The organism is Cupriavidus sp. GW823-FHT07A04, assembly GCF_058794615.1.
The window spans coordinates 124,705-145,396 of record NZ_JBXAHA010000012.1; the positions used below are offsets into that span (position 1 = coordinate 124,705).

Here is a 20,692-nt window from a genome sequence, read left to right on the forward strand (position 1 = left end):
AGCCAGCAAGTCCGCAACAAATCCGGTGCTGTTCTGCTGGAGACACATTGCCGCTTGCACGGCTGAAGAGTGCATTCATCATAAGGCGTAGCGCCGGTAAAGGAAAGCGGCGAGTCGCGTGCGATTTCCCGCCGGTTTCGCCCTGACCGGGTACAAGCGAAGCCCTAATAATGCTGCCATGGACCCGATTCCCTCGCTCGTCATCAAAAATTCGCATCGGATCGAAGAGGTGCGAACCCCCGTTGAATCACGCGCGACCTTCCCGCTGCGGACGGCGCTGGTGTGCCGCCTGGTCAGACGGGATTTTCACCTGTTGGCCACGAAGATGCGAGCCTTCGCGCAACTGCGTGGCTACCTGGAGGCCCTCCGCCGGGACCTGGATCAATTGGAGACGGAGATCGATCTGCTGGACGCTCGCTGCCGCGCCATCCACCCGACGACCACCACGGTGATCTACGCCGAGGTGGCGTTGCGGATGGTCTCGGGGGAAGGGGCACGTCTGTATCGGCTGCTGCGCCGCTTCGACGAGGCCTATGGCTGCCTGTATGTGGCCAGATTTGAGGGCCGCATTGATCGGGACCAGCAACTGGCCGTCTTGCCGCCGGTGCTGATGGCGTATGGCGCGGTCAAGACCAGTGCGCTGCGGATCCCGCGCAAGACGGCGCAGGAATTGGCCGACGAACACCGCGTCGGCTAGGAGCTGGGTACTTCCCTGGCCGGAGCGCTTGGCCGGCTCGACGTCTTGTACTTCCCTTCAGGCGCGCGCTCAATTCCGGTCTCAGCGACGAACAGGCTGGTGCGGCGCTTGCCGGCCGCGCTGATCCACAGCTGCTCGCGCGCCCGCGTCATGGCGACGTACATCAGGCGCCGTTCCTCTTCCAGCGACCCGTGTTTCGAGGGCCACGCCTCCTCCTCGGCGCCGAGAATCCAGACCCGATCGAACTCGAGCCCCTTGGCGCTGTGGGCGGTCATCAGCGATACCCGCACCGCGCTGTGCCCGGATTCATCCTTCTTTTTCTTCTGGCGAGCCAGGCGCAGCTCATCGAGCCGCTCCTTCGGGCCCTTGCCGGCGGGGTGGTAGATGGCCGCGGCGACCTCCAGCATGCGCTTGGTCCGGTCGTCCTTCGCGTGCAGCAAGAGCCACTCCTGAATCCCGAGCAGCATCAGGTGGTACAGGCCCTCCTTGTTCAGGGAGGACCAGGCCTGATGGCGCTTGGCAAAGTCCTTCCAGATGGCGATGCCGTCCGAGGTGAGGGTCGTGGTCTCGAAATCCTGCTTCGCGCCGATCCGGATGGCATTGCCGAAGAGCTGGTGGAGCTGCGCAAGGTTTTCCTCGGACAAGCCGGCCCAGCCGAGCACCTGGTCGACGGCCCGGGCACTCTGCGTGGCCACGGTGTCGATGACGGCACCGAACAGCGCCACCTCTGGCTTGTCCAGGACGGACTCGCCGTCCGCCCGCCGATAGGGTATCTGCCGGGATACCAGCATGGCCTCAATCAGGTCAAGGCGGCGGTTGGCGCGCGTGAGCACCGCAAACGATACGCCATCCGTCCCCGCGGCGGCGATGGCGTCGACGCAGGCTTCAGCCTCGAGGTCGAAGTCGCTGAAGCGCTCCCACTCGACGCGCCCGCCCGTGCCCTTGGCCGCCTGCAGGAGCTTGGGGATCCGCCCGAGGTTGGCCTGCACCATCTTGCCCGCGGCCGCCAGGATCTCGTCGCGGCACCGATAGTTGATGCCCAGCAGGATGGTGCTCGCCTGGAATTCCTTGGTGAACATCTGCATGCACTCATAGCCGAGCGCCCGGCGGAACGCATAGATCGACTGATCGTCGTCGCCAACCGCGGTGATCTGGCTGCCGGCGGTACCATGGTGCGCGCCCCAGCGGTACTGCACCAGGTCGGTATCCTGGAACTCGTCAATCAGCAGGTAGTCCGCCGGTAGCGGCGTCATGGCGCCGGAGAACAAGGCCTCGTTGGTCTTCAGGAGAATGTCCTGGAAGTCGACCTGTCCGTTTCGCTCCAGGATGCGCTGATACGTTTCCAGCAGTTCAAGGTGCGCGTCGGCGAGGCCGTGGCCCTTGCCGGCCGCCTTGGCGTCCTCGATCAGGCGGGTGGCCTCGTCCAGTTCGATCTCTAGGCCGGCTTGGGCAAGGGCGCGTCGCAGATAGAAGCGCCGCTCGCCTTCCCGCACGATGTCCCATGAGCGGTCGCCATAGGGCGAGCGCATGTCCGCCAGGATGGCGCTGCCGAAGCCGCTGCGCCCCTTGGGGAAGCTCATCAGCAGATCGATCGAGTGGAAGGTGCCGACGAGCAGGCGCGGCTTGGCCGCGTCGCCGGCGATGGCGACGATGCGCTCGCGCAATTCCAGCGCGGCGTCGCGGGTGAAGGTGACGGCAGCGACGGTCGAGGCGCCGTCCGACAGCAAAAAGGCCGCTTTCGCGGCCAGGGTCTTGGTTTTGCCGGAGCCGGGGCAGGCCACGGCAAGACAGTGGGTGCGGCAGCGCGCCGCCTCGAGCTGCTCGGGGTTGAGACCCGCGAGCAGGCGTTCGTCGCTCGCCATCAGATCTCGGCGGGCAGCGTTGCGTGGGTATCGCCTGCGCCGACGCTATCCGCCAGGCTCGCCTGAAGACCGCTCACGGCCTCCACGATGGCGTCGTCGCCCTTGGCCTTGGCAGCCGTGGCCCGGCGGCGGCCGCGCGGAACCTGGCCGCTGGCATTCCTGGCCCGTGAGGTGTTCATGCCGATATTGGCCTGGGCGGCAAAGCGGAAGATCGGGCGAATCTTCTGCTTGGCCTGATAGCGCATCTGGTCGACCTCGTTGGGGTCGATCTTGCCGTTCCATTCGAGGTTGACCATCAACGCCAGCAACTGGTCGTACATCGTGAATACGCGCTGCAGTGCGAGACCTTCACGGGAGCGGATCTGGATGGTGTCCTCATACGTCGGCGCAGTGTAGGTTACGTCGATTGCGCCATCTTCATAGGCGTCGGCGGCGACAAGCGCTTGCGTGGCCTCCAGGTTCTTGCGCACCTCCACCTCGACGTCTGCAATGAGAGCCTGGAGCTGCTCACGCAGCTTGGCGGCGCGGTCTTCGCCGATGATCGCGTCTCCACGGCGGCGCATGAGCTCGGCGCCCTTGTCGATGATGTAGAAGAAGCGGGTGAATGACGAGGCCACCACTTGATCGTTGAGGACCACGTGCTGTTGGACAGATGGAATACCCGCAATCTTCCGCTTGAGTTCCTGCTTGCCGCGCTCGCGTTGTGCGCTGGCGCGACGAATCAGATCGTCCGCGCGCGCCTGGTCGGTAGCGCTGTCAGCCGATGCGGAGACCGCGTTGCCGCCGGCGGCCTCCGCGGCCTCGGCCGCCAGCGCGACGCGCGACTCTTCGGCGGCCTCCAGCAGTTCGTCCGGCTCCGTGCCCGGGCCACTCGCAAGCCCGTCCTGGATTGTGTGAATGGCAGTGAGGGTCATCGTGATTCTTCCTTGTGTAGGTGGATGCCACTCAATCGTGCGTGAGATGCGCGGCCAGGCGCTGCCAAGTACATTGCTAAAACGTGCTTGATTTGCCAATCGAGCGCTGTACGCTGACGGCAGCCCGGCGTGCTCCACATCGAGGAAATTGCCCACGTGGGCAAGAAAATCTAGCGTAAGTCATTGATTGATAAAGTGCCACCGCGACAAAACGGCCAATAATTTGCTCAAAATTCGCCGGGTAACCCCGTTTGCACGAGATGGAGAATCCCAATTCCGCCCGCACTTCACAACCTATTCGGCGCTGATCTCCGATGGGCTACGTGGTCAGATGCCGGTATGAGTCCAAACATCGAACGTGCACGTCAGCACGCCAACGCCAGTATCCGCTGTCTACTTTTCGGGGTGGCTATCTCATTGCCACCGGTGAGCGGTATGGCATATGCCCTCTTGCCATGGATGACGGACAGGCAATCCCCGAAGGCCCGATATGCCCGCGCATTTCCGGTGTATCTAGGGGTCGCGTGGTGTGTTGCTGCATCGGCCTACCTGTCGGGCGCACCGTGGTGGCTCGCGGTGTTTGTCCAGTTCGGCTATGCAATGATAATGGCATCGCCGGCGCTTGTGCCTGGACCTTGGTGGCTTCGCTGCGCGATGCAATTGCTCATGCCGTCATTGCCGCCACTCGCCTATTGGCTGCCATTGCCGCCGCTTGCTGCGGCAGGGTGGCTATTCCCTGCTAGCGGATACATCGGAGTCGCCCTGTATGTGACCGTCGCGCTGGCCATCGTAGGTTGGCGACACGTCGGCGGCGCGGGAAGGGGTATGTTGGCCACGTGCCTGTTGGCAAGCGGGCTGCTTGCCGTTGCCCTTAACCTGCGGGCGATATCGGATCCGCCGAAGGCTGTGGTCGGATGGCATGCGCTGCAATTCCGCTCCGCCCCGCCGGTGCCCCGCACCTTCGAGGAGGCGGCGGTTGCGATGATCCGACTCGCAGACACCGTGCGAAGCGCGAAGGCTCCAGTCGTGATCGCACCGGAGAACTGGCTCGGCGCCTTGCCGCTCGCAGCCATGCGCAATCTGAGGACGGCATTGCAGCCCGGCCAGCACCTCCTGGTTGGCGGCATCCGGATGCATGGCGGTACTCTGCGCAAGGGCGTTTGGCATTTGCCTGAGGGCACTTTCACGTCGGCAATTGCACCCATTCCGCTGGTCGAGGAATACCCAGCTGATTACGCGAGAGCAGGCAGCGTGATCGACGTCGCGGGCCAGTTCGCGAGTCTGCTTGTTTGCTTTGAGGGCAGCACATCGCTTCCGCTCTATCACCTTCACTACGGCACCCCGGTTATTCTGGTAGCGAACGGATGGTGGGATACGCTGGGCGCACTAGCGATTCAACGTTCGGTGGCAAGGTCATGGGCCCGCCTCTTTGCGAGCCCTCTTCTAATCAGTGAAGCAGTGCATTGAGCTGGCGTCGACATCGAAACACGCATATTTTTGGGGAGAACTTGAGTCCCACGGTGGCAACGTTTTCGCGTTCAATACCACCATGCAAATCGACCTCAGCCCCAGCATCGCCGCCCTCATCGGCTCGCAAACTGTAGCGAGGGTGCCGGCTTCTCACCCTACCGAAGTAGGGCAATCTGAACGCGAAGAAGTTCCGCAGACGCGCGACAAGCGTGAGGTGACGCGCAACCCAACCGCGCCCATGCGACAGCGGTTGGTGCGTGTCCTGAAGTGGTGGTCGCGTTTCCGAGCGCAGAACGGCGTGTACGCCTATCTTGCAATACCGGTGCTTGTTGGAATCGGCGGACAGCAGTATCTCGAGCATAGCCAGCAACAGAGCCGTCAGCAGGTGGTAGCGACCCCACGACCGACTGCGGCGGCCCCGGGGATTCCCGCAGGGGCGTCAGATGGCGCCGCCGGGAAAGTGGTTGCATCCGATGTTCGAAAAGATGAAGGCGCTGCAGGGGGCCAACCTCTGTCGAACGTGCGTCCCGCTCCCGCCGAGCCTGGTACAGCGGTCGCCACACCAGCGCCTGCTGCCCCACTGAGTCCCACGCCCGCCTATGAGCCGGCGCAATTGCCCGCAGCAAAGGATGCATCCACGCCGCCCGCCCGTGCTGTCGCATTGCCGCCCGCGATGCCAGCAGCAAGCGGCGATGGGGCATTGATTCCGCTACCGCTACCGCTACCCGCGCCTCCGCCGAATGCCGGGAATCAGGGGCGGCCTGCCAGGAGCATGCAGGCTGGAGATGAGGCCGCCGGCGTAAAGGTGACATTGAAGGGCGCGGCTGCGCCGGCGACGAAGCCCGCGAATCCTGCCTCGACAAAGGAAACGCCGCAAGGTCACCCAGAGAAGGGGGCCAACGCCACGGCGGAAGCCGCCCGGCTTCAATCCCAACCTTCATCTTCCGCGAAATGAACAACGTCAGTCCCTTACCGAACATCGCCGCCATTGTTCCTGCGCAGCCTGCGACCAGTGCTGAGTGCCCTGGCGCCACCGACGCAGCGACACCGGGCTATCGCATCGATGGCAAGACGCTGGTGATCGACCATCAGGCCGAAGATATTCGCCACGTCCTCAAGGGCACTTGCGTGATCAGAGGTGACGTCGATGTGCGTGAGGGTGGCCTATATCTAGCCGGTAGCGTCCCGGAAGGAAGGATTGACATTCCGGATGGCACGTTGATCCTCGCCGAAGGCGCGGAGATAGGCGCAGTGATCACGGTGAAGCGACTGTTCAACCTCGGCACTGTCCGGACGACGACGGTGACCGCGACGGAGCTACTGGTGAACTGGGGCCATATCGATGCGGAAGAGGTCGGGACGGCATCGCTGCGCAATGGCGGAACGTTGGTCGCCCAAGAGGTTCGGTATTCCGACATGGAGTCTGTCGGCGTCCTGCAAGGTAACCTGTCCCGCGTGAGTTAGAGAATGCTTGACCGCAAGCTGCTGCCGTCGATGCGCCGCCGCTGGACCTGTGCGCGCCTTGTGGGGGTGTTCATGGTCCTGTGGGTGGTCAGCGACGCGGTGGACTGGCGGGAAGTGTGGGCGCTCGTTCGCTCCAATCTTTAAAAATTATGACCGGGCGGGAGTCGCCACTGCACGGGTTTCTAGTCGTACAACGGCGAAGATAGTGGTCAACAAGCGATACGGGAAACTCAAATGGCAACGTCAACCTGATAGGAGAAGGTTGTGGACCCAATCAGATCACTCGAGTACATCGGCGACGCGACGGACAACCTACGGGACGCGCGGGCGACGCTCAACGCCTTACGGCGAACCGATCCATCAGTGTTTGAACGATTGCTGGAGCAGGGCCTAGTAAAGGACATCGAGACCATGATTGCTACACTCTCAAAGTTCCGGGGGGGCGTGCACGCTGAAGCCTTCGGCCGTGCGGCGTAGCCGATGAGCCGCCTGTGCCTGATTGGATTGCACGGTGCCGGCAAAAGCACCGTTGGGCAGCTACTGGCCGAGCAAGGTTACTGGCATATCAGTATCGGAGCGCTGCGAAGGCTTGCGAGAATGGGAATGCAACCTAGCGATATCTCGGTGCGGCTGATGGCCAGGCTGCGAGAGGCGGATCCGGGGAGACCGTTGCCAGACGATGTTGCCGCGGCGGTGGTCGAGCTGGCAATGGCAAGGCCTCGTGTGGTCCTGGACGGCTTACCGTCGAGCCCATCGCATTTGGTGTTGCTCGATTCTAGCTGGCGGATCGTTCTCGTGCAGGCCTCAGATAAGCAGAGGCGGGATCGCCTTCGGCAGCGGGCCGTGGTGTCGCGACGCGCATGGACGGCCGGAGGTATGTCCGCGCGCGATCTTCAGTTGGAGAGTGTCCTTCAGGCCGCCGGCGTGCGGATTGAGCGTTTCGATAACGACCGCGATCTAAATGCATGCAGGGAAGATGCCGCCATTCTATCGTCCCGAACAAACGTTCGTTAACGTCCTCGTTGTCCAGCGCCACGCACCCAACGGGGCGTGGCGCTACCGGTGAGGAACGGCGGCCTAACTCTCGGACTTGCAATGCGGGCAAATGAAGGATGGTTCACGTACTGCGCCGAGAACCTCTAGACCGCAGGAGCGGCAAGCCTGCATGGCAACCGGCTCTCCAACACCTGCCGCACTAAGGGTGCCAAAGTCACCGGAGCGCTTGACAAGATAGAGGGCACGCTCGGGATCCACCAGGCGCTGCGTATGCAGCCGGCCACTAGCTCCCCCATAGATGTTCGAATACACCTCGTACGTCGCGATGAATGCCTGTTGGGCCGAGTACCCGCGCTGGGTGGCGCGAGCGTAGAGCCTCAGGAGAATGCTGGCTTGAAGTTGCCGTGCTGGACGCTCGGTGTACCAGTCCAGGGAGTGCGGTGTCTGCCCTGAGGGGGACGCGGTGCCGTTGATCTCCTTGTATATGTCACGCGCGTCGGAGAGCCTGATACCGGTGGCCGACGTGATGGTGACGGCCCGAGCCCCCATCAGGCATAGCATTCGTGCCTGGCGCATTTTGACGCGGCTTACGGGTGTCTCTTTCATTGCGGGATCCCAACGTTAAAGCCCGCTAGGAAGCGGTGCGTCATGGCCATCGCTCCGATCTCCCCGTCAAGCAGTGATCTGGCCAAAGCGGCCGGTGTGGCGAATCGAAAGACCCACAGCGGGGCTGGAATTCTATCGATGGGGTCCAATTGACTCTGCTTCACTCTTGCCAACAGGTCGAGCGTATCCGGCGGTACCCCTATCAACTCCGGCGTTAGACCGTCGCAATGCCGTGATGCGGTGACCAGTGCCTTAATAATCGCCTTGTTTGCCTTTTGTACCTCGCTGAGGACGAGTTGGGGTACTGCTTGAGCGGCCGGATCACCCGCGAAAGTCCGAACAACGACGCTCCCAGTGAGAACGCTATTCAATTGACGACCGCTGAGCGTGAAGTCCCATAGGGGGAGTCCGACTTGATAAACAGCATCGAGTTGGCGCGGAGATGCCTCCGCGAACAGTTGGAGCGTGCTCCTTGTTACTCCGATGAAGTCCGGGGCGGGTCCCTCCCCAGCATAAGCGGCGGTAATGAGCGCCCTAACTACTGCTCTGTTCGATCTCTGGATCTCCCCGCGAACCAATTGCGCCGCCACGTCGTCAGCAAATCCTTCAGGGATGCGATCCATTTTTCCCCCTGCCGCAATATTGATCGATGGTGTGTAGCATGCCGGTCAGGTTCTCGGTCATCGCGGCGAGCACCTGCTTCGACTCAGCGCTCAGCAAGGTAGTCTTAAAAACGAGCGTCTTGGATAGGGAGCCACAAAACGTCTGGAAGTCGGACTGCAGGTTGCGAACTTCGTCGTTCGCGCTTTTTGCTTGGGCCATCTCGTCCTCGACTTGCCTTCGCGTCGCTTCAGTGTCAGCAAGTTTTTGAGTCGCTGTGGCCAACTCGTGCTTGATTCGATCAAGCTCCGCACTACGGATAGCGACGATCTCTTGCTCAGTCAGCGGGCGACCCGGTTGACGTTCTGCTGTCTGCTCGGCCTTTACACGATCCGCTTCAACTTGAAGGGTCCGAATTGATTCCTCCAGTGCCAGTATATCCTCCGTAAGGCTATCGGCGCGGCGTTGGGCTTCAGCAGCGATGTTTGCAGTTTGGCTTTCTGCCAATCTGCTCGCAGTCTTTTCGTTCTCCAGATGATCAATCTTCGCGCTCAACTCGCGCTCGACCTCGGCATGCTCGTGCTTTTGAACCTTGATTTGTTCCTGGGCCGCAGCCAGGCTCTGCTCAAGGCGCGCCTGGGTACTCATCAGGTCCTTCACCAAGGCTTCATTGATTGGCTCTCCGCGTGAGGCCCGTTCTCTAACCTCGCAGAGAATCTCCTCACTCGCTCCGTCGAGCAACTGGAAGGCCGTGACGGTCGTAGCGTCGCGGAGAACGCTGGGATCCTCCATGCCGTTGCTCGCGACCAGGTAGACGGATGCCACCTTTAGGTATCTATAAAGCGAAGTACGGGCGAAGCCTAGAGTGTCAAGGGCGATGTCCTCAAACTTATCACCCATTACAGATTTTAGCTTTCTAAGGGAAAGGCCCAGCTCAACCACCTCCCTTGCCAGTCGTCTCTTCGTGGCAAAGATCTCTGCACAGAGTGCGTATACCTCACCTCTGATCTCGGGAGGGAGATCCAGGTCTACGGGTAGCTCAAACCTGCCGTTCATTCTGTTAAGCATAAATCCTCCATTCCACAATCAAAACTACCATCCACTTGTCCCCTCTCGATGGTCACCCACGAACAAGCAAATGCAACTATTGAATGCTAGCGAAATACCAAAAGATTTTGTGGGAGGCCCCACGCGAGTGGGGAAAACTTGGAATTTGCTCGGTGAGGAGCCGGGAGTCGCTGTCCGTGCAGAACCCAGAACCGGCATGTTTAGCCGGCCAAAATTGAGCAATTTATTGGCCGACTGAATCTTTTGGCTCTTTTGGAATCAAAGACTTAACGGGAATAAATTGTGCCCACGTGGGACAACCTCCGACAGCGTGGGCCATCTAGGATTGAACATTTTCGACCGCCTCATGCCAGCTGCTGCAAAGTCGAAGTGGCGAAATTTGATCAAAAAATTCGCCGAGCATATTGTCCTATCTTCAATGCAAAGCCAAAGAAAAGTACACAGCGTTTCGCTAAGTCGTGATGGAATTGGCGTGGGAATCGTCGACTGACTGAAATCAAAGAGCGGCAAGATGGGTAGCCATGGAACTCTCATATCAGTCATCCGCTACGCTGCTTTCCTCTCTTGGCAGCGACCTCTTGGATACGTTGCAATCTGCGTCCGGATTCAACCGAGCGCAATTTGACCGGCATGTGCAGCCGTTGCTGGACCGCTTGGCGATGTGTGTGCTGTCCCTTCCTCTCGCGCGAGACGCGTACTGCGAGCACGGCGGCGCGTTGCGCTTCGGCGTGATCAGCGGAATGATGGCCTTCCGCTTGGCGAACGATGCGATCTTCGCCCCTAGTCATACTGCTGAGATGAGGCGGGCCTTGGACCCGCAGTACCGCTACGGTGGATTCGCAGCGGCGCTCGCATCCGTGCCGGCGATCCTTGAAGCCGTTGCGATCGTGACGGTGGCCGGAAGGCGCTGGTCGCCGATGAACCAGGTATCGCTGGCGCGCGCGTTGGAGGAGGCTGGAGTGCAAAACTTCACGGTGTCCTGGAATCCTTCTGTCCGTGCACCGTCTCGAATGGTGGCGGCGCTGATCGCAGGTCGCTTCTTTGAACCGGGCTTGTGGGGAGATTTCGAGGAGTCGGTGATCGCAGCGATGGTCGACTCGATCCTTCCGGTTCGCGGCAAGATCGCGGTCGAGTCGCCGCTATGCCGTGTCGTGCGAGTGGCTCAGGACAAGGCGTTTGAGATCGACGTGAGGGAGAGAGCTAGGCGTATTGATCAACTGGGCCAGTCCCAACTCTCGCTGAGCGAAATCCTCGCCTTGCCCGAGGCGGTGGTGCCGACACGCGTCCCAGAATTGCCGCCGGCACCAGTCCAGCCGGCGGCGCCGGCGCCACCACACGCCTCCTCGGCTGGTCAGGCTGAAAGTACGGTGGCCTTTAATCCTGCTGCCGCGCCGTCGATGCAGCAACTGAGCCCGCTACTTAGTGATTTGCTGAAAGCCATCCGAGTCGATAAGGACATAGCAAAGATCCGCATCGAGTGTCAATTTAACGAAGACAATATTCACTTCCCGAAGAAGGCACTCGGTCGCTACGGAATGTCACAAGCAGCGGCGATGAAGCTGCTCGTCGAGGGAGGCCTGGTAAAGGATCAATCGACCACGCACTTGATTCTCCTGCGCTGGGTTGGCAAAGCGCTATTCGAGGAGGAGACGAACTGATGCGCTCCTATCGAGATATGTTCCGCCCGAACTACGACGTCGCGACCGCGGGCGTCTGGGCTGGGTCCGCGATGTTCCTGTCGGCGGCGCAGCCTCCCCTTTGGTGGGTCGGCGCGCCATTCGGGCTCGCCCTCGGTGCGCTGCGTGCGCACCAGGCTCTCGATATTTATCGGTTTCGTATCTCGCTGTCGGTGCTGCGCGCCGAGAAGCTCGCGGTGAGCGAGGTATTGGTGCATTCTCGAAGAGAGAGGGTGCCTCGGGACCCGGACAGCGGGGAACAGGGGGCCTTCTGGCTAGGGAGGGGCTTTCTCTGGAAACAGCGTCACGCCGAACTCGCTCGGGAGATTCTCAGCCGAAATCCCGAAGAACTCGGTACATTGCCGCGCTGGCTTCCTAACAGCGTGGTGCGGCACATCACACCGCCGAACTCCGTCCTGCTGAAGGAGGATGCCATTGGCGTACCGTGGATCCACGGCATGGAACCTGCGGAGATCCCGGTTCGTCTGCCGTTGGATTCCCTTCCCGGCCATACCTTGATCGTCGGGACCACACGGAGCGGTAAGACTCGCCTCTACGAACTCATCTCCACGCAGATCATTGATCTTCCCGGAAGCGCGCTCATTGTTCTGGACCCAAAGGGCGATCAGGACTGGGAGCGTCGGTTGCGAACAGAGTGCAAGCGGGCGGGGAGGAAGTTCCTCTACTTTCACCCGGCGCATCCGTCCAAGTCCATCCGTATCAATCCGCTCGCCAACTGGGGCAATATCAGCGAGGCGGCTACGCGCATCACCAATCTCGTCGAGGCGGATGAATCGTTTCGGTCCTTTGCCTGGAAGTCATTGTTTCGCGTCATGTCCGGGATGGTTGCGTGCGGTGAGAGACCGAACATACGTAAAGTGAGGCGCTATATACAGCTGGGCGTGGAGCCGTTACTCGAGCAGTTGCTGACACAGCGCTTCTTCGCTGCAGAGGGTGCGTCCTGGGACCGAGATTTGATGAGTGCCGGTGGCGGAGCGGCGGGCCGGGCAGTGAGCCGCCTTGATCTCATGGTCCAGAAATACAGGGCCGAGGCGGAGAACGTCGACGAGGTCATCGACGGACTGGTCGCCATGGTTCTGCATTCGAAGGAGCACTACTCGAAGATGATCCAGGTTCTGGAGCCGATCCTGGAGAAGCTTGGTTCCGGTGAGCTCGGTGCAATGCTCTCTCCCAACCCGGAGGATGTTGGCGACGCGCGTCCGATTTACGACACCGCGAAGATCATCAACGAGAATGCCGTGTTGTATATGGCAACGAACTCCCTCGCCGACGGCATCATCGGCTCTGCGATCGGCAGTGTCTTTCTCGCCGATCTAGCATCTGTGGCGGGCGCCATCTATAACACAACCGGCAAGACAGACGTCTACCTTATGGCCGACGAGTCAGCGGAGCTGACCAATGATCAAGCGATCCAGATTTTGAATAAGGGCGGTGGCGCCGGCATCAAAGCCTTCATGGCGACGCAGACTGAGGCGGATTTTATCGTCCGGCTTGGGTCACGGGAGAAGGCACGCCAGATGCTCGGGAACCTTAACAACGTGATTTGTTTGCGGGTGAAGGACTACGAGACAGCGAAGTGGATTTCGGAGAGCTTCGGCAGCACGATCGCGCGGAAGCAGTCCACTTCGTTCTCCAATACCTCAGAGAGCTCCACCGCCTTCACCGAGTTTCGGGGCAGCACAGGGCGAGCGATCGAGGATACAGACTCGCCGTTTGTCTCGCCGGATCTATTGACCAGATTGCCGGGTCTACATTACTTTGCTTTCCTCGGCGGCAGCACGTTGTACAAGGGGCGCCTTCCACTGATTGCGCAATAGAGAGAAGAAGAAAAAATAATGATTAAAAAACACGAATACACGCCCTTGGTCCGGCTCGCCACGGAGATTGGCGTCCAGCCCGCGGCGCGGAAGGTTTGGTACGCGCATCCGCTACTCAAGGACCTCACAATCCGCTTTCTGCAGTATGTCGGCGATGGGAAGGTCAACGATCGATATCTAGTGCGGGAGACCGTGCGTCTGGCGCTGACGGCCTATTTCGCGGCGGAACGGCGTGGCGGCGACGCAATGGGCTGGTATCTCTATACGTGGATCGAGGAGGGCTGCGACATGTACCAGCATACGTGCACGTCAGCAGCTGGCGAGACCTGGAACCCTGCCCATCAAAGCCTTAGCGATTTCGCGGATGGAAAGGATGACCTCATCTGGGTCCCCAACGAACTCGGCCAGACCATGGCCATCGAGCGGTTTGCCAACCAGTTTTTCACTCCGGTGATGGCCGAGACCCTACTCAGGAAGTACCGCGACAGAGAGGTGCCCCCGAGCCGGCCTCCGTTGCCTTCGCCTTGAGAGGCCTTCGATGATCCTCTTCGCAGAGAAAAGCGAGTTCAACCAGCACATCCTATTCTGGTGGCTGCTGGCGCCTCTAGTGGCGCTGATGATCCTGCCAGGGGTCATGACGCCCGAGTCATTCCAGATCGGCCCTGCCGAGGTGCGGTTCCTGTCTGGGTGGGGCGGTCAGGACCGGGAGGTGACCCGCCGGGCCGACGATAAGTTCGAACGCTGGTTCGTTGCGCCGGGTTGGGTCAAGCGCAGCGTGACACTCACGCAACCGCAACGGATGGGTGGGCCCTCGTTGTCCGCGGGCGCGACCGGTTGGCTGCGCGATTGGGTGGCCGGCTTCTGGATGCTGGTGTACCGCGTATTGTGGCGAGTCCTAGCCTTGGGGCCTCTCTATCTCACGGCCGCTATTGGCTTTGCGCTGCCCGCGTTTGTTGACGGCATTGGCTCACGGCTGAAGAAGCGGTATGACTTCGGCCAGCACAATCCCATCTTCTTCTACTCGAGCATGCACTTCGTCCTGCTCGCGATTGGGCTGGCCATGTTCGTGCCCATCACTCCGCTGACGCTCACGCCATTGGTGCTTGGCGGCTTCTTCCTGGCGACCGCGGCGGCCGTCTGGGTCATGGCTGCCAACTTGCAGACGGGCGCCTGACGGCCGAGTCCGGGCGATTTCAGTGGTGGATTCGCCGGCGATTTCCGCTGGCGGCGCGGGATCATGGTTCCCATGATCCAAGCCAACATCATCGCCGACGCGATCGCCCGCAGCCTGAAACCGCTTCTGCCCGTCCTTGGGGACGAGGCGGTCAGCGAAATCATGGTCAACCCGGGCGGGGCCGTCTTTGTCGAGCGGGCCGGGAAGGTGGTAGATACCGGACTCCGGCTCGCAGAACACGAGATCCAGATCGCCATTCAGGCTATCGCGAAACAGGTTCGCAAGGATGCCATCGCCTCCTCGGCCGACGCCATTGTGGATGCGACGCTCGACGGCATGCGCTTTGCCGGCGCGATCGCACCGACGGCACCCGACGGATCGACCTTCTCGATCCGCAAGCACCTGCCCCCGGACAAGCGGCCCACGCTGGAGCAGCTGGTGGCCCGCGAGATGTTGACCAAGGCGCAGGCCGACAAGGTGACCGAACTCTTTATCCGGCAAGGCAAGAACCTGCTGGTGGCAGGCGGCACCTCCTCGGGCAAGACCACGCTCGCCAACGCCTTCCTCGGCAAGGTCCCGCCGCACGAGCGCGTCATCACGATTGAAGACGCCCGCGAGCTCAACATCACGGTCCCCAATCATGTGGCCTGGGTGGCCAACCACCAGGCCGGGCTGACGGCGCGCCTGCTGGTCAAGCTGGCGATGCGATTCCGGCCAGACCGCCTGATCCTGGGGGAGACGCGCGGTGACGACACCTATGACCTGATCCGCGCGATGAACAGTGGCCACGACGGCACGCTCACGACGGTGCACGCGAATGGCGCCGAGGATGCCCTCGATGCCATCGAAATCCTATTTCAGCAGTCTTTGCCGCCGGGGGCGCAGTTCGACGCCAGGACGACTCGGCGCTACCTCGCAAAGACGATCCATCTGGTGGTCTACGCAAAGAAGCATGCCCGGATGCTAACCAACCACGAAGTCGGCATCGAGCGCCGGGTGGAACAAATCTGTCTTGTCAAAGGAGTGGATGAACATGGTCAATACGTACTTGAAGAAGTTTAGGCTCAAACCGCACCGGATCGTCGTGCTGACGGTGCTGGCGGTCTTCTCCGCCTCCGCGGCTGCGCAGTCCGCCTCCGGCGGCATGCAGGCCTTCTGCTTCCTGATCAACTACTTCAAGCAGATCGTGGGCGCGATCGCGGTGCTGGCGATTTTCCTGTGGGTGATCGGCTACTTCAACAAGCAGGCGCACCTCTCGGAATTGGGCCAATACATCTTCCTGGGCTGCGTGATCGCCGTCGCCGCCTACACGCTCGTTGCCGCCACCGGGCTGATCCCTCCGGCCTGCTCGATCTGATGCGCGAGTCCGTCACCTATCTCGCCTTGCAGAAGCCCATGCTCTCGGGCGGCATCGGCCTGAAGGCCATGGCCATGATCTGGCCGGGCGTGGGGCTGGCGTGCTTTCTGGCGACCACGCCGCTTCCGTTGGCAGCGGGGATCGTGATGCACGCCGTGTTGCGCTGGGCGTATCGGAAAGATCCGCAGGTGATCGACATCTATCTCAAGTATGCCGAGACGGCAGACCACTACCAGCCGCACGTACGAGACCGCTTCAAGGGGGCGCAGCGGCCGGTCGGCTATGGGCGAGGTGTCCGATGCTAGAGATCATGTACAAGAAGGACGAGGCCGAGCACCCGCAGCAGGAGATCCTGCCGTGGCTCGACTTCGTGACGTCTGAATTGCTGCTGTGCAAGGATGGCTCCCTGCTGGCGGCGTATGCCTACCAAGGGCCGGACCCGGACAACTTGGATGACGACCTCGTCGACCAGGCTGTCACGCAATTGCAGCGCGCCTTCGGGCAGTTCGACTCGCGGCTGACCGGGTGGTGGATCGTCGACAAGCGCAAGGATTACACGTATCCGGAAGGCGACTTCGACAACACCACGGCAGCCCAGCTCGATCGGCTGATCGGCAACACCTTCCGGTCGGGCATCTCCTACCGCTTCCGGCATTGGTTCTTTCTCCTCTACACCGGCCACCAGGGCGTTGAGGGCTATCTGGATAGCGTCACGCGGCTGATGAACGAGGAGGGCAGGAGCCTTCCCGTCGCGCTGTTGCGTGGCGCACTGGGGTCCGTTTCGGCCAGCACCGAAGTGCTGCGGGACCGGGACCGGCTGCAGCAGGCGGTAGGGGAGTTCGAGGGCTTGCTGGGTATGTTCGACACCACCATTCCCACGATGCGGTTTGAGCGGCTGGAGCGCCGGGCGTTCTCCAATTCCCTGTTTCATCTCGCCAACCCGGCAACACGCCTGGCACCGCCCGCGAAGCCGCAGGGTGTGCTGCTCGACGGCTGGATCGCAAATGGCTATATCACCACCGGCAAGCAGGTCATGGCCTTCCAGAGCGAAGGGGACGTGCGGTACTGCGGCGTCATCGGTGTGAAGGAGTGGCCTTCCCCCACGTCGCCGTTGCTGCTCGAAGCGCTGATGGGGTCCGACGTTGAAATGACGATCTGTCACATCATCCGCTTTCTCGGCAAAGAACAGGCGAAGACCGAGCTGAAGGGGGCGGTGAACTACTACCGGATGACGCTGTTCTCGCCGTTCAACTATGTGGCGCAAAAGATGGCGGACGCGACGCCCGAGCCGGATAGTGGCAAACAGGACCTGCACGACGAGTGCAAGGAGGCCATGCGGCGCCTGTCGTCCGAGGGGCTGGGTTTCGCGTACCACAATCTTTCCATCGCGGTGTATGCCGATTCGGAACACGAGCTGACGACCGCCTGCCAGCTGGTCCACGGTCGCCTCGCGGATGTCGAGTTCGAATCGGTACGCGAACGGCAGAACCTGGGCCCGTCCTGGGAAGCAATGCTGCCCGGGCAGTGGGCGCGGCAATCCCGCTACCACCTGGTCAGCCTGGAGAACGTGGCCGACGCCTCGCCCATCTTCACGATGGATGAAGGCAATCGCGAGCACCCCTATTTCTCCGAAGTCTTGCGGCGACCCGTCTCGGCGCTGGCGCAGTTTATCGACGGCTATGGCGGACGCTACCACTTTATCCCGCACGTTGGGCAGGTGGGCCATGCCGTACTGATTGCGCCCACGGGCGGCGGAAAAACCACCTTCGTCTCTCTCTGCCTCAGTCAGTTCCGGCGGTACTACGACCCGGAGATTGGGCAGTCCAACGTCTACATCTTCGACCGGGACAACTCCTGCCGCATCACGACCGAGTTGCACGGCGGGCAGCACATCGACATGAAGCACGGCCAGATGCAGCTAAACCCACTGGCGGTGTTGCGGGACGGCTCGCCCGATGGGCAGCTGTGGGCTCGGGAGTGGGTCATCCAGCGGATCATGGAGGGTGGCTATCGCTGCACCGCCGAGGATCGCGATGCGATCGACTCGGCAATCCAGAGGCTGGCCATGTCCACGCAGGACATTCGGCTGTCCACGCTCGCGCTTCAGCTTCCTAGGCATCTGACCACCGAACTGGGTGAATGGCTCGAGGATCGGCCGTATGGCATGTTCGACTCGTCGACCGACGACTACTCGCTGTCGAGCTGGACCTGCACCGAGATGAAGGATCTGCTGGCGGTGGATCGGCTGGCGCGCGCGTTCATCGACTATGCCTTCCGGAAGATCCATGAGTCGCTCGATGGCCGCCCGACCTTCATCTATCTGGAAGAGGCGTCATTCCTGGTCAATCACCCCGCGTTCGCCCCCCGGCTGGATGACTGGCTCAAGACCTTCCGCAAGAAGAATGCCTTTCTGTGGCTGACAATCCAGTCGCCGACCTCGATTACCTCGTCCGATATCTCGGCCACGATGACGGACAACATCCTGACCAAGATCCTGCTCGCCAACAAGAGTGCGGAAGCGCATCGCGAGGGCTATATCAAGCACTTTGGTTTGACGAACGAGAACGTCGATATCGTCAAGACGCTGATGCCGCAGCGTGAGTACCTGATTCTGAGCAACGGCTTTGCGCGTGTCATCCGTACCGCCCTGGATTCGAAATCGCTCGCTTTCCTGCGATCCGAGGGGCACCTGCAACGCCGCTTTGATGAGCACAAGCGAAGCGGCAAGCCCAACTGGAAGGCCAACTACCTCGTGGAGACCGCATCGTCATGAAATTACTCCGTCCCGCATACCTGACTCTGCTCGCGACTCTGATCGCCGGCACCGAAGCCCACGCCGGCGGCGGTCCCGGCGGCATCGTCTTCGATCCAACCAACTGGATCCAGACCTCTGCGACGGCGGCGTCCACACTGAAGCAGGAGGCTATCGCCGTGGCCAATGCGGCGCGGACGGTGCAAATGTTGGTCAACTCCGGCAAGATGATCCAACTTCGGGAGTTGGGCATCAGCGATCTGGCGCAGGCGGAACAGATGGTGGCGCAGATCGGGCGCCTGTCGGGCGCCGACGATACGTTGCTGCGGGCGTTGGGGAAAAAGAGCGACTTCATCGGCGATGTGATGGGCCTGTATGGGGCGTCTCAGAGCGGGAATTTCAACAACTTTGTCAGCAACATGACGCAGCGCGCGGCGCTGGGCAACGCCAACGCATCCAATCTGCTCAACAAGCACGATGCGCTCAATCAGGCCATCCAGACCGCGCAGGGGAAGCGGATGCGGATCGCCAACGAGATTGGCAACGTGCCCGGGGCCACCCAGGCGATCCAGGTCGCCACCGCAGCGCTGGACACGCTCATCGAACAGAACCAGGTGCAGTCGGCTGCAGTGGCGGCTCAGCTCGCCAGCGCGGCCAAGAAGGAAGCCGCAGATACGGCTTCGGCGAAGGCGGCGGACAGCAATGCCCGTGACTATGCGAATGGCATTGACGCACGCCTTCATCAACTCGGGCTGAAGTAGCGCGATGGCCTGCCGATATCTATTTCCCATGGCTTCCCTGGTCCAGATCGGTCTGCGGGCGCTTTTGGCGCTCGTGCTGACGGTCGCTCTCATCCAATCCGCGCGCGCAGACACGCCGGGAGGCGGCGGATCGGCCCCCGGCTTTCTCGAATCCATCTCGACCGGGGCAGGAAAATGCGGCGAGGCGCCACAGTACTTCACTGGCATGGACAAGCTCGGCGCGAAATTTAAGCTGCTTGGGGACTACGAGGGAAGTCTATCGACCACGGCGATGGGTGTCGGTAACCTGTTGCTCAATCCGTCCCGCGCGTTGGGGGGCGCACTCGCGGTGGCTTCTCTCCTCTGGGGGATGATCCTTGCGTTAGGCGCCAACAAGGGCACGCCAGTGACCGTGGTCATCGATGTCGTGGTCCCAGCCTCTGTTGTTGCCCTGCTTTTGGGCGCCTACCCGCAGGTTATCGATGGTCTCAGCAGTACGGCCAGAACGATCTCGGGAGTGCTTCCCTCGCCGTGGGTGGCAATGGCAGACTTCTTCGCCACGATGCTCCACACATTGCTAGGAGGCGCTACTTCCATCATCAAGAAGTTCGGTTGCACGAAAGTTCTTGATGCGGGATTTCTCGGCGTGTTGCTGGGCACTGTGGTGGCAATGGTTCTGCTCGTTGTCGCAATGTATATGATGGTTCGGGCGATGGTCGACATCGTTGCGGTGATATTCCTCGGGCCTTTCCTCGCGGCGGTCGGCGCAGCGGTCGCACCCGTCTTCATCGCCTTCGGTGCATCCGCTTGGACCCGCCCGTGGATTACCGCTTGGATCGGATTTGTGATCCAGGCCCTACTGCTGAACTTCTTTGCGGCATTGGTGCTCAAGTTGATGAGTGCGCCTTTCGAAGGGATGAATGCGGCGATGAGCTTTGCCAATGCCTCAGCAGCGGAGGGCTTGACGGTTGCCCTTGATGCGTTGGTCATCCTCGGGATGTCGTTGATCGCATCGCGGGTTTTTGGCCAGATACCACAGATTGTCTCGACGCTGTTCCCGGGCAATCTCGGTGTGGTGACCGGGGATGGTCGCAAGAGCACGGCTAAGGCTGCGGGCGAGGCAGGAGGCATCTTGAAGGATGTGGCGATGAAGATCCCAGGCGTGAAGACCGCAGCCGCGGGCGCTACGATGCTTACGAACAAGTTGCTCGGGCGTAGTGGCGGAGGATCTCGGTCGTCCTCCCAGGGAGGACAGGGACCGGCTCGACCATTCAAGACCGTGAGCAGCACCAGTGGACAGCGTGCTGCGAGCAGGATGGCTGCCCGAAGAGGCAAGTCCTAGCGCTTGTACGCTGCGTATCCAAACACACCACGGCCCGCTTCGGCGGGCCTATTCTTTTGCCACGCGCCACACGCCCAGTCGAATCCCGAATCAGAGCGAATTCGCATCAGCATTCGAAGCTGAAAAAGTTCCCGCC

20 protein-coding genes are annotated in these 20,692 nt (G+C 61.3%); 15 read left to right on the forward strand and 5 right to left on the reverse strand.

Features of this window, described 5'->3' with window-relative positions; translation table 11 throughout:
- Positions 1-178: 178 nt before the first annotated feature.
- Positions 179-697 (forward strand): hypothetical protein, encoded by a 519-nt coding sequence (locus AC1Q7Q_RS21505; protein ID WP_492370984.1) that lies wholly within the window; start codon positions 179-181, stop codon positions 695-697.
- Here the strand turns inward: AC1Q7Q_RS21505 and AC1Q7Q_RS21510 are convergent.
- Together AC1Q7Q_RS21510 and AC1Q7Q_RS21515 are read right to left on the reverse strand one after the other, a co-directional pair.
- On the reverse strand, positions 694-2,559 hold the full coding sequence (locus AC1Q7Q_RS21510) for an ATP-dependent helicase (protein ID WP_492370985.1): 1,866 nt from the start codon (positions 2,557-2,559) through the stop codon (positions 694-696). The genes AC1Q7Q_RS21505 and AC1Q7Q_RS21510 overlap by 4 nt on opposite strands.
- Positions 2,559-3,629 (reverse strand): hypothetical protein, encoded by a 1,071-nt coding sequence (locus tag AC1Q7Q_RS21515; RefSeq protein WP_492370986.1) that lies wholly within the window; start codon positions 3,627-3,629, stop codon positions 2,559-2,561. Before AC1Q7Q_RS21515 ends, AC1Q7Q_RS21510 begins: the two co-directional genes overlap by 1 nt.
- Before the next feature lie 279 nt (positions 3,630-3,908).
- Here AC1Q7Q_RS21515 and AC1Q7Q_RS21520 point away from each other — a divergent pair, with 279 nt between their 5' ends.
- The 4 genes from AC1Q7Q_RS21520 to AC1Q7Q_RS21535 all read left to right on the forward strand — a co-directional run bounded on the left by AC1Q7Q_RS21520 (position 3,909) and on the right by AC1Q7Q_RS21535 (position 7,421).
- On the forward strand, positions 3,909-4,940 hold the full coding sequence (locus AC1Q7Q_RS21520; RefSeq protein ID WP_492370987.1) for a carbon-nitrogen hydrolase family protein: 1,032 nt from the start codon (positions 3,909-3,911) through the stop codon (positions 4,938-4,940).
- A gap of 954 nt (positions 4,941-5,894) precedes the next feature.
- Complete coding sequence (locus AC1Q7Q_RS21525; protein WP_400096883.1) at positions 5,895-6,407, forward strand: hypothetical protein; 513 nt, start codon at positions 5,895-5,897, stop codon at positions 6,405-6,407.
- A gap of 3 nt (positions 6,408-6,410) precedes the next feature.
- Positions 6,411-6,551 (forward strand): hypothetical protein, encoded by a 141-nt coding sequence (locus tag AC1Q7Q_RS21530; protein ID WP_400096882.1) that lies wholly within the window; start codon positions 6,411-6,413, stop codon positions 6,549-6,551.
- A 336-nt stretch (positions 6,552-6,887) separates the two neighbouring features.
- Positions 6,888-7,421: an AAA family ATPase gene (locus AC1Q7Q_RS21535; RefSeq protein WP_400096881.1), complete on the forward strand. Its 534-nt coding sequence runs from the start codon at positions 6,888-6,890 to the stop codon at positions 7,419-7,421.
- Positions 7,422-7,484: 63 nt separating this feature from the next.
- Here AC1Q7Q_RS21535 and AC1Q7Q_RS21540 read toward each other — a convergent pair whose 3' ends face one another.
- Genes AC1Q7Q_RS21540 through AC1Q7Q_RS21550 form a run of 3 tightly spaced genes read right to left on the reverse strand, consistent with a single transcriptional unit; the run spans position 7,485 to position 9,551 of the window.
- Positions 7,485-8,009, reverse strand: a complete 525-nt coding sequence (locus tag AC1Q7Q_RS21540; protein WP_400096880.1) for a FlhC family transcriptional regulator — start codon at positions 8,007-8,009, stop codon at positions 7,485-7,487.
- Positions 8,006-8,632, reverse strand: coding sequence for a hypothetical protein (locus AC1Q7Q_RS21545; protein WP_400096879.1), 627 nt, complete (start codon positions 8,630-8,632; stop codon positions 8,006-8,008). The genes AC1Q7Q_RS21540 and AC1Q7Q_RS21545 overlap by 4 nt, the downstream gene beginning before the upstream one ends.
- Positions 8,616-9,551, reverse strand: coding sequence for a hypothetical protein (locus AC1Q7Q_RS21550; protein ID WP_492370988.1), 936 nt, complete (start codon positions 9,549-9,551; stop codon positions 8,616-8,618). The genes AC1Q7Q_RS21545 and AC1Q7Q_RS21550 overlap by 17 nt, the downstream gene beginning before the upstream one ends.
- A 647-nt stretch (positions 9,552-10,198) precedes the next feature.
- Here AC1Q7Q_RS21550 and AC1Q7Q_RS21555 point away from each other — a divergent pair.
- The 10 genes from AC1Q7Q_RS21555 (at position 10,199) to AC1Q7Q_RS21600 (ending at position 20,556) form a co-directional block, all read left to right on the forward strand.
- On the forward strand, positions 10,199-11,335 hold the full coding sequence (locus tag AC1Q7Q_RS21555; protein ID WP_492370989.1) for a TraI domain-containing protein: 1,137 nt from the start codon (positions 10,199-10,201) through the stop codon (positions 11,333-11,335).
- Positions 11,335-13,191 (forward strand): conjugative transfer system coupling protein TraD, encoded by a 1,857-nt coding sequence (gene traD, locus AC1Q7Q_RS21560; RefSeq protein WP_400096876.1) that lies wholly within the window; start codon positions 11,335-11,337, stop codon positions 13,189-13,191. Before AC1Q7Q_RS21555 ends, traD begins: the two co-directional genes overlap by 1 nt.
- Positions 13,192-13,209: 18 nt before the next feature.
- Positions 13,210-13,719, forward strand: a complete 510-nt coding sequence (locus AC1Q7Q_RS21565) for a hypothetical protein (RefSeq protein ID WP_492370990.1) — start codon at positions 13,210-13,212, stop codon at positions 13,717-13,719.
- Positions 13,720-13,729: 10 nt separating this feature from the next.
- Positions 13,730-14,365: an IncC plasmid conjugative DNA transfer DtrJ family protein gene (locus AC1Q7Q_RS21570; protein ID WP_400096874.1), complete on the forward strand. Its 636-nt coding sequence runs from the start codon at positions 13,730-13,732 to the stop codon at positions 14,363-14,365.
- Positions 14,366-14,437: 72 nt separating this feature from the next.
- Positions 14,438-15,427, forward strand: a complete 990-nt coding sequence (locus tag AC1Q7Q_RS21575) for a TadA family conjugal transfer-associated ATPase (RefSeq protein WP_400096873.1) — start codon at positions 14,438-14,440, stop codon at positions 15,425-15,427.
- A complete protein-coding gene (locus AC1Q7Q_RS21580; protein WP_492370991.1) occupies positions 15,399-15,722 on the forward strand; it encodes a hypothetical protein in 324 nt (107 codons plus the stop codon). Before AC1Q7Q_RS21575 ends, AC1Q7Q_RS21580 begins: the two co-directional genes overlap by 29 nt.
- Positions 15,722-16,027 carry a VirB3 family type IV secretion system protein gene (locus tag AC1Q7Q_RS21585; RefSeq protein WP_253932276.1) on the forward strand — a complete coding sequence of 102 codons (306 nt, stop codon included), beginning with the start codon at positions 15,722-15,724 and terminating at the stop codon, positions 16,025-16,027. The genes AC1Q7Q_RS21580 and AC1Q7Q_RS21585 overlap by 1 nt, the downstream gene beginning before the upstream one ends.
- A gap of 5 nt (positions 16,028-16,032) precedes the next feature.
- On the forward strand, positions 16,033-18,495 hold the full coding sequence (locus AC1Q7Q_RS21590; RefSeq protein ID WP_400096872.1) for a VirB4 family type IV secretion system protein: 2,463 nt from the start codon (positions 16,033-16,035) through the stop codon (positions 18,493-18,495).
- Positions 18,492-19,235 carry a hypothetical protein gene (locus tag AC1Q7Q_RS21595; protein WP_492370992.1) on the forward strand — a complete coding sequence of 248 codons (744 nt, stop codon included), beginning with the start codon at positions 18,492-18,494 and terminating at the stop codon, positions 19,233-19,235. Before AC1Q7Q_RS21590 ends, AC1Q7Q_RS21595 begins: the two co-directional genes overlap by 4 nt.
- A gap of 28 nt (positions 19,236-19,263) precedes the next feature.
- Positions 19,264-20,556, forward strand: a complete 1,293-nt coding sequence (locus AC1Q7Q_RS21600; RefSeq protein ID WP_492370993.1) for a type IV secretion system protein — start codon at positions 19,264-19,266, stop codon at positions 20,554-20,556.
- The last annotated feature ends 136 nt before the right edge of the window (positions 20,557-20,692 follow it).